The 12626-nt window shown below is 71.1% G+C and carries 11 protein-coding genes; 8 read left to right on the forward strand and 3 right to left on the reverse strand.

Annotated elements, in window-relative coordinates:
* Nucleotides 1-2: 2 nt before the first annotated feature.
* The gene (locus GGQ83_RS19055) at nt 3-1211 is read left to right on the forward strand and encodes a molybdopterin molybdotransferase MoeA (RefSeq protein ID WP_184386586.1); all 1209 of its coding nucleotides are present in this window, start codon (nt 3-5) and stop codon (nt 1209-1211) included.
* Nucleotides 1212-1241: 30 nt separating this feature from the next.
* On the forward strand, nt 1242-1994 hold the full coding sequence (locus tag GGQ83_RS19060) for an enoyl-CoA hydratase-related protein (protein WP_184386587.1): 753 nt from the start codon (nt 1242-1244) through the stop codon (nt 1992-1994).
* On the opposite strand, the gene GGQ83_RS19065 is transcribed toward GGQ83_RS19060, so the two are convergent.
* Nucleotides 1978-2961: an NADPH:quinone oxidoreductase family protein gene (locus tag GGQ83_RS19065; protein ID WP_184386588.1), complete on the reverse strand. Its 984-nt coding sequence runs from the start codon at nt 2959-2961 to the stop codon at nt 1978-1980. The two genes, GGQ83_RS19060 and GGQ83_RS19065, sit on opposite strands and share 17 nt — an antisense overlap.
* Before the next feature lie 3 nt (nt 2962-2964).
* Nucleotides 2965-3945, reverse strand: a complete 981-nt coding sequence (locus tag GGQ83_RS19070; RefSeq protein ID WP_184386589.1) for a Bug family tripartite tricarboxylate transporter substrate binding protein — start codon at nt 3943-3945, stop codon at nt 2965-2967.
* 54 nt (nt 3946-3999) lie between these two features.
* Between GGQ83_RS19070 and GGQ83_RS19075 the strand changes: the two genes are divergently transcribed.
* From GGQ83_RS19075 to GGQ83_RS19095, 5 genes are all read left to right on the forward strand, one after another.
* On the forward strand, nt 4000-5118 hold the full coding sequence (locus tag GGQ83_RS19075) for a CaiB/BaiF CoA transferase family protein (protein WP_184386590.1): 1119 nt from the start codon (nt 4000-4002) through the stop codon (nt 5116-5118).
* A 3-nt stretch (nt 5119-5121) separates the two neighbouring features.
* On the forward strand, nt 5122-6450 hold the full coding sequence (locus GGQ83_RS19080; RefSeq protein WP_184386591.1) for a tetratricopeptide repeat protein: 1329 nt from the start codon (nt 5122-5124) through the stop codon (nt 6448-6450).
* A 308-nt stretch (nt 6451-6758) separates the two neighbouring features.
* Complete coding sequence (locus GGQ83_RS19085; protein ID WP_184386592.1) at nt 6759-7772, forward strand: TAXI family TRAP transporter solute-binding subunit; 1014 nt, start codon at nt 6759-6761, stop codon at nt 7770-7772.
* A 7-nt stretch (nt 7773-7779) separates the two neighbouring features.
* Nucleotides 7780-9885, forward strand: a complete 2106-nt coding sequence (locus tag GGQ83_RS19090; RefSeq protein WP_184386593.1) for a TRAP transporter permease — start codon at nt 7780-7782, stop codon at nt 9883-9885.
* 93 nt (nt 9886-9978) lie between these two features.
* Complete coding sequence (locus tag GGQ83_RS19095; protein ID WP_184386594.1) at nt 9979-10812, forward strand: ChaN family lipoprotein; 834 nt, start codon at nt 9979-9981, stop codon at nt 10810-10812.
* 6 nt (nt 10813-10818) lie between these two features.
* On the opposite strand, the gene GGQ83_RS19100 is transcribed toward GGQ83_RS19095, so the two are convergent.
* Entirely contained in the window at nt 10819-11457 is a 639-nt protein-coding gene (locus GGQ83_RS19100) for a glutathione S-transferase family protein (RefSeq protein WP_184386595.1), read from the reverse strand.
* An 87-nt stretch (nt 11458-11544) separates the two neighbouring features.
* Between GGQ83_RS19100 and arsB the strand changes: the two genes are divergently transcribed.
* On the forward strand, nt 11545-12570 hold the full coding sequence (gene arsB, locus GGQ83_RS19105; RefSeq protein WP_184386596.1) for an ACR3 family arsenite efflux transporter: 1026 nt from the start codon (nt 11545-11547) through the stop codon (nt 12568-12570).
* Nucleotides 12571-12626: the final 56 nt, after the last annotated feature.

Below are 12626 nucleotides of genomic sequence, written 5' to 3' on the forward strand. Positions count from 1 at the left end.
GCATGGCGCTTCCTGACGACTGCTTCGCGCTGGATGATTCCCCGCTGACGGTCGAGGCCGCGCAGGCGCTGATCGCCGCGCGCGTCACCCCGCGCGGCGGCGAGGAATGGGTGCCGCTCGCCGCCGCGCTGGGCCGCGTGCTGGCGCGGCCGCTCTACGCTACCACGCCCCTGCCGCCCTTCACCAATGCCGCGCTGGATGGCTACGCCTTCCGCCACCCGGCCACGGCTCCGCTGCCCATCACGACGCGCATCACGGCCGGGCAGGGGGTTGGCGCGCTGGCCCCCGGCACCGCCGCACGCATCTTCACCGGCGCCGCCCTGCCCAAGGGCGCGGACACGGTGCTGATGCAGGAGGCGGCGCGGATCATGGACGGCGCGCTGCATGTGCCACCCGGCCTCGCCCCTGGCGCCAACACGCGCCGGGCGGGCGAGGAACTCGCTATGGGCGCGGAGGCGCTGCCCGCGGGCCGTCGCCTGCGCGCCCCCGAGATCGGGCTGGCCGCCGCCCTCGGCGCCGCGACCCTGCCCGTGCGGCCCCTGCTGCGCGTGGGCGTCTTCTCCACGGGCGATGAGCTGGTCGCGCCCGGCCAGCCCCTCGGCCCTGCCCGGACGCATGACAGCAACCGCTTCACCCTGATGGCGCTGCTGGCCGCGCTGCCGGTGCTGGTGACGGATTTCGGCATCCTGCGCGATGACGCCACCGAAACCCGCCGCGCCCTCAGCGCCGCCGCCGAAAGCCAGGACCTGCTGCTGACCTCGGGCGGCGTCTCGGCGGGCGAGGCCGACCATGTGCGGGCGAGCCTGGGCCGCCTCGACTTCTGGCGTCTCGCCGTGAAACCCGGGCGACCGGCCGTGATGGGCATGGTGGCGGGCACGCCGCTGCTGGGCCTGCCCGGCAACCCCGTGGCGGCGGTGGTGGCCTTCCTGCACCTGGCGCGCCCCTTGGTGCTGCGCCTGGCGGGCGCGGAGGCCGAGACGTTGCCGCGCCTGAGCGCCATCGCCGGCTTCCACCACACGAAGCGGCCCGGCCGCCGCGAGTATCTGCGTGTCTCCCTGCGCGACGGCATCGCGGAAAAATTCCCGCGCGAAGGTTCGGCCTGGCTCACCTCGCTCACGCAATCCGACGCGCTGGCCGAACTGCCCGAGGCGCTGGAACTGGTCCGCCCCGGAGATGCGCTGCGCCTCCTCCCCTTCCAGGGGATTTTCTGACAGGCTCGCCCGAGACCCGGAGGAAACCGCATGACCGACCACGTCCAGACCGCGCGCGAGGGCGCGGTGCTGACCATCCGCCTGAACCGCCCCGACAAGAAGAACGCGCTCACGCGCGAGATGTATGGCGCCATGGGCAACGCCCTGCGCGCGGCGGCGGGCGACGACGCCGTGCGCGTCATCCTGCTGGCGGGCGGCGCCGACTTCACCGCGGGCAATGACATCGCGGACTTCGCCAGCGCGGGCGAGCGCAAGCCGGGCGACCCGGGTGCGGCCTTCGAATTCCTGGAAGCCCTGGTCGCCACGACCAAGCCCGTGGTGGCCGCGGTGCGCGGCAACGCCGTGGGCATCGGCACCACCATGCTGCTGCATTGCGACGTGGTGGTGGCCAGCACCACCGCCCGGCTGATGATGCCCTTCACGAAGCTGGCCCTGGTGCCGGAGGCCGGGTCCTCCTTCCTGCTGCCGCTGCGCGTGGGACCCGCGCGGGCGAACTGGTGGCTGCTGTCAGGTGCCGCCTTCAGCGGCGCCGAGGCGGCGGAAGCCGGCCTCGCCACACGCGCCGTCGAGGATGGCGCGGTGGAGGCCGCCGCCGCCGAGATGGCCGCGGCCCTGGCCGCCCTGCCGCCCGGTTCGGTTCAGGAATCCAAGCGCCTCATCAAGGCCCCGCACGCCGAGGCGCTGCGCGCGGTGATGGCGGCCGAGCGCGTCGCCTTCGGTGAGCGCCTGCGCAGCGAGGAGGCGCAGGCCGCCTTCGCCGGCTTCCTCAAGCGCAAGGGTTGATGACGACGCGGCCCAGCGCGCGGCGGTTGGCCACTTCCGCCATCGCCGCGCGGAAGTCATCCAGCTTGTAGCGCGCATGGACCTCCGGGCGGAGCTTCCCCTCCGCCCACCAGGCCACCAGCTGGTCCCACAGCGCGCGGACGCGGGGCGCGTAACCCTCGCGCCCATCGCCCGGCGACCAGCCGATGTAGCTGCCCCAGTTCAGCCCCGCGACGCCGATGTTCTTCAGCAGCAGGATGTTGGCCGGCACGGTCGGGATGCCGCCGCCGGCATAGCCGATGGTGACCAGCGTGCCGCCATCGCCCAGGCAGCGCAGCGATTCGTCGAAGCTGTCGCCGCCGATGGTGTCCAGCACGCAGGCGACACCCGCGCCGCCGGTCGCGGCACGCACCGCGTCGCGGAAGGGCTGCGCCGAATCCAGCACCACTTCCGCGCCCCGCGCACGCAGCGCCTCGTGCTTCGCCACGCCGGCCCGTGCCACGACATGCGCGCCGAGGGCCTTGGCCACCTCCACACCCGCCAGCCCCACGCCGCCGCCGGCGCCCTGCACCAGCACCCAGTCCCCCGGCCCCACCCGCCCGCGCCACATCAGCGCCGAGGCCGCGGTGGGATAGCTGATGGGCATGGCCACCGCGGCATCGAGCGGCAGATGGTCGGGCAGGGGGGTGACGTGGATGGCGTCCACCACCGCCTCCTCGGCCATGGCGCCCCAATCCAACGCCGCGAAGACGCGCGTGCCCACGCGCAGCGGGCCTTCCAGCACCACGCCCGCGGCCTCGGTCCCCGGGGTGAAGGGCAAAGGCGGGCGGCGCTGATACTTGCCCTCCACGACAAGTTGCGTGGCGAAGGAGACGCCCGAGGCCTCCACGCGGATTCGCACCGCGCCGGGGCGCATGGGCGGCGGCGGGATGTCCTTCACCTCCAGCTGGTCGAAGGGCCGCCAGGATTCGCAGACCAATGCGCGCATGGCTCAGCCCGCCGTGATGCTGGCGTCGCGGACCAGCCGGCCCCAGCGCTCATGTTCCGCGCGCACGAAGCGGGCGAAGTCGGCGGGCGGGCTCGCCACGGGCTGGGCGCCGAGGGCGGTGAAGCGCGCCCGTGCCTCCTCGGTCGCGTTCACCGCTGCGACGGCCTGCTGCATGCGGGTGGCGATGGCCTCCGGCAGGCCCTTCGGTCCCCACATGCCGTACCAGGTGGCGATCTCGTATCCGGGCACCCCGGCCTCCGCGATGGTGGGCAGGTTCGGGAAGGCCTCGATGCGCTCGGCCGTGCTGACGGCGAGCGCCCGCAGCCGCCCCTCGCGCACATGCTGGGCGGAGGAGGCCAGGCTGTCGAACATCACCTGCACATGGCCGCCCACCATGTCCGTCAGCGCGGGGCCCGAGCCGCGATAGGGCACGTGCGCGATGTTCGTGCCCGTCATGAGCTTGAACATCTCGCCCGCCAGATGCGGCGCGCCGCCGATGGACGACGACGCATAGGAGAGCCGCCCCGGCTGCGCGCGCGCCATGGCGATGAGTTCCGCCACGCTGTTCACCGGAAGCTGCGGGTTCACCACCAGGATCAGCGGCACCTTCACGAGTTCCGTCACCGGGGTGAAGTCCGCCACCGCGTCGAAGGGCATGTTGGGCTGGAGATGCGGGATGATGACATGCGCGGAGGCATTCACCAGGAACATCCCGCCATCGGGGGCCGCGCGCGCCACCTCGCCCGAGCCGATCACGCCCGAGGCGCCGGCCCGGTTTTCCACCACCGCCGGTTGCCCCAGCTGCGCCTGCAAGCCCGCCGCCACCACGCGCCCCGCGATGTCGGTGGGCCCCCCCGGCGGATAGGGCACGATGATGCGCACCGGCCGCGTGGGCCAGGATTGCGCGCGTGCCTGCCCCGGAGTGGACAGAATGGGCGTGGCGAGCAGCGGCGCGGCCAGGATGGCGCGACGGGTGGTGTTCATGGGTTTCTCCCTTCCTCGGTTGGGGCGATGATACGCCCAAACGGAGGAACGGCCATGCCAGGACCCTATGACGGAATTTTCGTGCTCGACGCCGCGCAGGGCATCGCCGGCCCCTATTGCGGCATGCTGCTGGCGCAGGGCGGCGCCACCGTGGTGAAGCTCGAACCGCCCAAGGGCGACTGGTCGCGCGGGCTGACGGCGCGCGAGGGCGACCATTCCGTGATGCACACCGCCTTCAATCGCGGCAAGAAGGGCCTGGTGCTGGACCTGGCCCAGCCGGAGGACCGCGCCAAGGCCGCGCGACTTGCCGCCCGGGCCGATGTGCTGATCGAGGCCTTCCGCCCCGGGGTCGCGGCTCGCATCGGCCTCGGCCCCGAGCAGGCCAAGGCGGATGCCGTCTGCGTCTCCGTCTCGGGCTTCGGCCAGTCCGGCCCCTACAGCGAGCGTCCCTGCACCGATGGTGTGGCCCAGGCCTTTTCGGGCCTGGTGTCACTCAACGCCGGCGCCGATGGCGTGCCGCACAAGGTGGGCACGCTGGTGGTGGACGTGTTTTCCGGGCTTTCCGCCTTCGCCGCCTGCCAGTCGGCCCTGGCCGAGCAGGCGCGCGACCGTGCCGCGGGCGCCGAACCACGCCGGCGGCACCTCGACATCTCGCTCATGCAGGCCGCGGCCTCGCTGCTGGTGCTGCCCATCGCCGAGGGCGGGCTCCTGGGCCGCATGCCGGCCGAGCTGAACGTCCCCGCCGGCACCTGGCAGGGCAGCGACGGCGCCTGGGTGATGGTGGCCATGGTGCGCGAGGCGGAGTTCGTCACCCTCTGCCAGGAACTGGGCCTGCCCGAGCTGCCCAATGACCCGCGCTTCAACAGCTTCGCCCAACGTGCCGCGAACAAGGCCGAGATCGTGCCCATCCTGCGCGAGGCCTTCCGCCGCAAGACGGCCGCCGAATGGGTGACCCAGCTGCAGGGCGTGCGGATGCTGTGCGACAGGGTGAACACACCCCTCGAATGGCTGCAGAACCCCCATGTGCAAGCCGTGGGGGCCGCCCCCTTGTTCAACCAGCCAGGCCTCGGCACCCTGCCTTTCCCGGCCATTCCGGGCTTCGGCGCCTGGGAGGTGCCCGCCCCCGGTCTCGGCGCCGACACCGATGCCATCCTCCGGGAATGGGGAGCCTGAACCATGCCGCGCGACGCCCAGGGCAACGCCGCCACCTTCGCCTCCGACGAGGCCGCCGTTGGTTATGACCGCACCATCGCCTCCTTCCTGAACTACCGCTTCGACACGCCGCTCCAGCTCAAGGCCGCCCTCGCCCTGGATGGCGAAGCGCCGCTGCTGCACGCCATGAAGGCGGGCTTTTCCATGATGGCCTACAATCAGGCCTTCATCCCCGCCGCGAAATCCGCCATCGCCACTGCGCGGGGCCTGCGGCCCAACGCGCGCGAGGCCCTGCACCTGGACGCGCTCGATGCCTGGGCGGATGGCGGGCAGGAACGGGCGCTGGCCATCTGGGAGCGCATCGTGGCCGAGCACCCGCGCGACATCCTGGCCTTCCGCTTCCACCATTTCTCGGCGTTCTGGATGGGCCGGACGCCCGCCATGTACCGGCTGGTCGAGCAGGCCATCCCGCATTGGGCCGACGACCTGCCGGGCTATGGCTCCATGCTGGCCTGCCGCGCCTTCGCCCATGAGGAATGCGGCAGCTACGCCATTGCCGAACGCGCCGGCCGCGAGGCCATCCGCCGCGACCCCTCCGACCTCTGGGCCGCGCATGCGGTGGCCCATGTGCTGGAGATGCAGGGCCGCCGTGCCGAGGGCATCGGCTGGATCACGCAGCTCACGCCGCATTTCGGCGCGGGCAACAACCTGCGCCACCACATCTTCTGGCACCAGGCGATGTTCCACCTGGAGCGCCATGAGCATGAGGAGGTGCTGCGCCTCTACGACCAGGGCTTCCGCGACCTGCAAAGCCCCGTGACCCAGGTGCAGCCCGACCTCTACATCGACTGCCAGAACGCCGCCTCCATGCTGTTCCGCCTGGAGCGCCAGGGCGTGGATGTGGGCGAGCGCTGGGTGGAACTGGCTGACAAGGCCGAGGGCCGTATCGGGGACTGCCTCTCCGCCTTCACCCTGCCGCACTGGATGATGGCGCTGACGGCCACTGGCCGGCTCGACGCCGCCGCCCGCATGCTGGATGCCATGCGCGACTATGCGCTGGCCAATACCGGCGACAACCCGCGCATCGTGCGCGACTACGCCATCCCCGCCTGCGCCGCCCTGCTGCACCGCGCGCGCGGCGAATACAGTGCGGCCGTGGCCGTGATGCGCCCGGCGCTGGGCGGGATGCACGAACTCGGCGGGAGCTACGCGCAGCAGGACGTGCTGGAGCAGCTTTTCCTGGACGTGGCGCTGAAGGCTGACGCCCAGACCGATGCCGACATGTTGCTGGAACGCGTCCGCGGCCGCTGGCCCACACCGCCGGAACGGCGGGCGGGGTATGCGCGGGGGTAGGCGCGCTGCCGGGGGCGCTGCCCCCGGGCCCCCGTCGGGGGAACATGTTCCCCCGAGCCCCCCTTTCAATTGGGTTTCACGGAGGGGGCTTTGCCCCCTCCGTGAAACCCAATGACGGGGTTCCGAGGGACGTGTCCCTCGGCGGGGAGCGCGAGGGGCAGAGCCCCTCGCTGGCGCCCCACCCCTTGCATACCCGGCCTGCGTTACAGGCTTGTGCCGCCTGCGCCGGAAGGTTAAGCACCGGACAGGAAATGGCGGGTTGGCCTGCGAGCTGGCCCTTTGCCATGCACGACAGGGAGACGAAACCAATGACCACTCGCCGCAACATCCTGGCCGGCGGTGCCGCCGTGCTGGCGGCGCCGGCCGTGGCGCGCGCCCAGGGCAACACCCGCAGCTACATCCTGGCCACCGCCTCCATCGGTGGCACCTATTACCCGGTGGGCGTGGCCTTCGCGACGCTGGTCAAGCTGCGCCTCGCCAATTCGCGCGGCATCGACATGTCGGCCATCTCGTCGGCCGGGTCGGGCGAGAATGTGCGCCTGATGCGTGAGAACCAGGCCCAGTTCGCCATCATGCAGGGCCTGTTCGGCGTCTATGCGCGCGACGGGTCGGGCCCCATCCAGTCCTCGGGGCCGCAGCAGAACATGCGCTCCATCATGAACATCTGGGGCAATGTCGAGCATTTCGTGCAGCGCGCGACGCTCGCCCCCACCGGCACCATCGCGGACCTGGCGCAGATGCGCGGCCGCCGCTTCTCCATGGGCGCGCGCAACTCGGGCACCGAGTTCTCGAACCGCTTCATCTTCGCCAACCTGGGCATCAACCCCGACACGCATTTCGACCTGGTCTTCCAGGGCTTCGGCCCCTCGGCCGAGGCGCTGCTGAACGGCCAGATCGATGGCAGCAACCCGGGCGGCGGCATCCCGGTGGCGGCGGTGACGCAGATCTTCGCCCGCCAGGCGGCCCAGTTCAAGCTGCTCTCCTTCACCAATGAGCAGGCGACCCAGGCCGACGGCAACAACGGCCTCTATGTGCCGACGCAGATCCCGGCCAACTCCTACCCGGGCCAGGCGCAGGCCTTGCAGACCATCGTTCAGCCCAACTTCCTGGCCTGCAACGCGGCGGTGCCGGAGAACGACGTCTACGAGATCACGAAGTCCATCTTCGAGAACCTGCCCTTCCTGAACGGCATCCATGCCGCCACGCGCGAAATCCAGCTGGAAACCGCGCTGAACGGCCTGGTGAACCCCGTCCACCCGGGTGCGGCGCGCTACTACCAGGAAAGGGGCGTGACCATTCCGGAGCGCATCCGTCCGGCCTGAGACGCGCGTGAACAGCACCGAACAGGCTCCGCGGGGGCTGCGCGGCGAGGGAAGCCTCGTCGCGCGGTTCCTGTTCGTGGCCGGCGTCCTCCTCTCGGCGTGGCACATCTGGCTCAACACCTTCGGGGTGATGAGCGAGCTGCGCGCCTCCATCATCCACTTCGCGGGCTTCGCCGTGATCGGCGCGCTGGCCTGGCCGATCATGCGCGGGGAGGGTGCGCGGGGCTGGCTTGCCCTCGCCATAGACATCTTCATCGGGCTGATGGCGGTGGGCTGCGCCATCTACCTCATCACGGGCGAGGTCGCCTTCTATGCCCGCGCCAGCGAATTCCTCTGGTATGACTGGGTCTTCACCATCGCGGCGCCACTGATCGCGCTGGAACTGATCCGCCGCACCACGGGCATCGTCGTGCCCATCCTGTGCATCCTGGGCTTCACCTACGTCACCTTCTGGGGCGCCTGGCTGGGCGGCGTGCTGCGCTTCCCCGGGCTTTCGGTCGAGATCGCCCTGTTCCGGACCTTCTATTCCGATGACGGGATGTTCGGGAACATCGCCCTGATCTCCTGGAACCTGGTGGCGATGTTCATCATCTTCGGCGCCTTCCTCCAGGTGTCGGGGGCGGACCGCTTCGTGCTGGACCTGGGCCGCGCGGTGGCCAAGCGCATGCAGGGCGGGCCCGGCTTCGTCGCCGTCATCGCCTCGGCGCTGTCGGGCACCATCTCGGGCTCGGCGGTGGCGAACGTGACGTCCACCGGCGCGGTCACCATCCCGCTGATGAAGAAGGCGGGGTTCAAGCCGCACTTCGCGGCGGGGGTGGAGACGGCGGCCAGCACGGGCGGCGGCATCCTGCCGCCCATCATGGGGGCGGGCGCCTTCATCATGGCCTCCTTCACGGCCATTCCCTACCTGCACATCGCGGCCGTCTCGGCCATCCCGGCGCTGGTCTTCTTCTTCGGCGTGGCGGTGGGCGTGCGCATCCATGCGAAGCGCCACGACATCCGCTTCGTGGACGAGGAGGCGCCGCCGCTGATGGAGACGGTGCGTCGCCGCGGCCTGCCCTTCCTGATTCCCTTCAGCGTGCTGCTCTATCTGCTGTTTTCGGGGATGAGCCCGGCCTATGCCGCCGGTGCCGCCACGGCCACGGTGGTGGTGGTCTCCTGGATTTCCGACACGCCCATGGGGCCGCGCCGCATCCTGGAGGCGCTGTATCTGGGCGCCCGCACCATGGCGCCGACGGCGGTGCTGCTGGTGGGCATCGGCATCCTGATCTCGGCGGTGGCCACCACGGGCCTCGGCAACGTCTTCTCGATCATGATCGAGACCTGGGCGGGCGGGAACCTCGCCATCGCGCTGGTGCTGATCGCGCTCGCCTCGCTGGTGCTGGGGGCGGCGCTGCCGGTCACGGCCTCTTATGTGGTGCTGGCCACGCTGTCCGCGCCGGCGCTCGCGGACATGATCCTGAACTCCTCGGCGCAGGCGGCCTTCGTGGCGGGGAACATCCCCGACATCGTCCGCGCCGTGGCCATGCTGGCCGCGCCTGACATCTCCCTGCCGCCCCCCGGCACGGGCATGGCGGCGGCGGAGGCGGCGCGGCTGCTGGCGGCCATTCCGCCGGACATGCGGGCGCAGGTCTATGACGCCTCGCTCTCCTCCGGGGCGGCCATGCTGGCGTTGCTGTCGGCGCATATGATCATCTTCTGGCTCAGCCAGGACAGCAACGTGACGCCGCCGGTCTGCATCCCGGCCTATGCGGCGGCGGCCATCGCCAATGCCTCGCCCATGGCCTCGGGCTTCGTCGCGTGGCGATTGGCGAAAGCGCTCTACTTCGTGCCGTTGATGATGGCCTACCAGCCCTTCCTCTCGGGCGACATCTGGGTGCAGATCTCCATCGCGGCCTTCGCGCTGCCGGGCATCTACGCCATGTCGGCCGCCTTCGAGGGCTTCGCGGAAGCACGCCTCAACATCATCGAGCGCGTGATCTTCGGCGTGGCGGGCTTCGTGCTGATCGTTCCCTTCGGCCAGATGGTGAACTGGATCGCCATCGTGGTCTTCGCGATCATCATGGGGATGAACCTGGTGCGCGCGCGGCGCAATTCCGCCGCCGCCGCCTGAACGACGCCCGCCCGGGGGATCACCCCCCGGGCGGGTCTTTTCCCTTTCCCGGCTTTGGTCGAGAATGCGAATGATTCGCATCAAGGCCCGCCGATGACCCTCACGCCCCACCCCCGCGCCCGCTGGATGGACCCCACCACCGGCGCCTTGCTCGACCCCGGCCCCCTCATGCGGCGCCTGGCCACCCGCCGCGCCGTGCTGCTGGGCGAGCGCCACGACGTCGCGGAAATCCATCGCTGGCAGTTGCAGGTCACCACCTGCCTGCATCTGCTGGAGCCCCGCCTCGCGGTCGGCTTCGAGATGTTCCCCCGCCGCCTGCAGCCCGTGCTGGACCGCTGGGTGGAGGGCGAGTTCACCACCGCCGATTTCCTGCGCGAGGTGGAGTGGGAGAAGGTCTGGGGTTTCCCGCCCGAGATCTACCTGCCCCTCTTCCACTTCTGCCGTCAGCAGGGCGTGCGGATGCTGGCGCTGAACTGCCACCGCCCGCTGGTGACCCGCATCGGCAAGGATGGCTGGGATTCCGTGCCCGAGGAGGAGCGCGACGGCATGACGCCCGCGGCCCCGCCCACGCCCGGCCACCGCGCCTACATCTCCTGGCTGACCGGCCGGCCCGAGGCCGAGATCACCGACCGCTTCCTTCGCGCCCAGCAGGTGTGGGACCGCGCCTTCGCCTGCAACATCGCGTCCGCGCTGCAGGGTGGCGTGCCGCTGGTGGTGGGCATCATCGGCCGGGGGCACCTCGATTTCGGCCATGGCACGCCGCACCAGCTGGCCTCGCTCGGCGTTGCGGAGGTCTCGGTGCTCCGCACCAGTGAGGCGCCCGAACTGGACACGCAGGAATGGGCCGGCGTCGCCGAAGCGGTGTTCCGCCTCGACCAGCCGGAGGAACCCGCGTCGCGCGGTGGGCCGCCCCCTTCCGGGGCCTGATGGGCGTCAGGGCAGCCCGTTGCGGATATGGGCGCGGAAGCCCGGCCGCTCGGCCAGCCGTTCCAGCCAGGCGTCCAGGGCGGGGGTGGGGGCTTCGCTGCCATCCTTCACCGCGTCCCAGCGATGGGCCGCCATGCCGCAGGCCATGTCGGCCAGGGTGAAGGCGGCGCCCGCCAGGTAGGGCCCGCTGCGCGCCAGCGCCTGCTCCAGCACGCCCATGCGGTGCGCGTATTCCGCGCGCCCCAACGCCGCCATGCCGGGCCCGTTCCAGGGCGCGAGGTTCAGCACGCCGCCGAGATAACCCAGGCGCATGGGCAGCGTCATCTCATAGGCCACCCAGTCCATCCAGGCCTCGACCTCGGCCCGCGCGGCGGGTTCGGCGGGCAGCAGGTCGTGGCGCGCCCGCGTGGCGGCGAGGTGGCGCATGATGACGTGGGATTCGCGCAGCACCGCATCGCCATCCACCAGCACCGGCACCGTGCCCAGCGGGTTCAGCGCCAGGAACTCCGGCACCTGCATGCTGCGATGGCCGCGGCCCCAATCCTCCTGGGTGAAGGGTTCGCCCAGCTCCTCCAGCATCCAGAGCACCTTGCGGACATTGAAGGCGTCCTTGCGGCCGAGCAGGCGGAGCGGGGCAGGGGGCATGGGGCGGTTCCTCGTCTGGCGCGCGGGCAGAGTGGCGCGCCATGGCATCGCTGGCCAGATGGGGCGGGGCGGGGATAGACAGGCGCCATGCAGGAACCGCTCGGCACCTTCGAACGCTGGCTCAGCCTCTGGGTCGCGCTGTGCATCGGGGCCGGCATCGGGCTGGGCGCGCTGGCACCTGGCCTGTTCCAGGCGCTGGCGGCGCTGGAATATGCGCGGGTGAACCTGGTCGTCGCCGTGCTGATCTGGGTGATGATCTATCCGATGATGGTGGCGGTGGACTTCTCCTCCCTGCGCCGCATCGGCGACAAGCCCAAGGGCCTGATCATCACGCTGGTGGTGAACTGGCTGGTGAAGCCCTTCACCATGGCCGCACTCGGCGTGCTGTTCTTCGAGGTGGTCTTCGCCGACCTGATCGCGCCCGCCGACGCGCAGCAATACCTGGCCGGCGTCATCCTGCTGGGTGCGGCGCCCTGCACCGCCATGGTCTTCGTCTGGAGCCAGCTGGTGCGGGGCGATCCGACCTACACGCTGGTGCAGGTCTCGGTGAACGATGCGGTGATGGTGCTGGCCTTCGCGCCCATCGTGGCGCTGCTGCTGGGCGTCACCTCCATCCCGGTGCCGTGGGAGACGCTGCTGCTCTCGGTGCTGCTCTATGTCGTGGTGCCGCTGGCCGCGGGCATCGCGACGCGCGTGGCGCTGCGGGAGGCGGCGGCGGTGGAGGCCTTCACCGCGCGGCTGAAGCCCGCCGGGGTGCTGGGGCTGCTGGCCACCGTCGTGCTGCTCTTCGGCTTCCAGGGCGGCGTGATCCTGGCGCAGCCGCTCGTCATCCTGCTGATCGCGGTGCCGCTGCTGCTGCAATCCTATGGCATCTTCGCCGTGGCCTATGTCTGGGCGTATCTCTGGCGGGTGCCCTTCCGCATTGCGGCGCCCTGCGCGCTGATCGGCACGTCGAACTTCTTCGAACTTTCGGTGGCGGTGGCCATCAGCCTGTTCGGGCTGAACAGCGGCGCGGCACTCGCCACCGTGGTGGGCGTGCTGGTGGAGGTGCCGGTGATGCTCTCCCTCGTCGCCATCGCCAACCGCACGCGGGACCGTTTCCCGGCCGGTTGAGCCGGCGGCGCAACTCGGGCACAACCGGGGCAACGACACCGAACGGGGAGGAACCA

Source organism: Roseococcus suduntuyensis (assembly GCF_014196305.1).
Taxonomy (GTDB): domain Bacteria; phylum Pseudomonadota; class Alphaproteobacteria; order Acetobacterales; family Acetobacteraceae; genus Roseococcus; species Roseococcus suduntuyensis.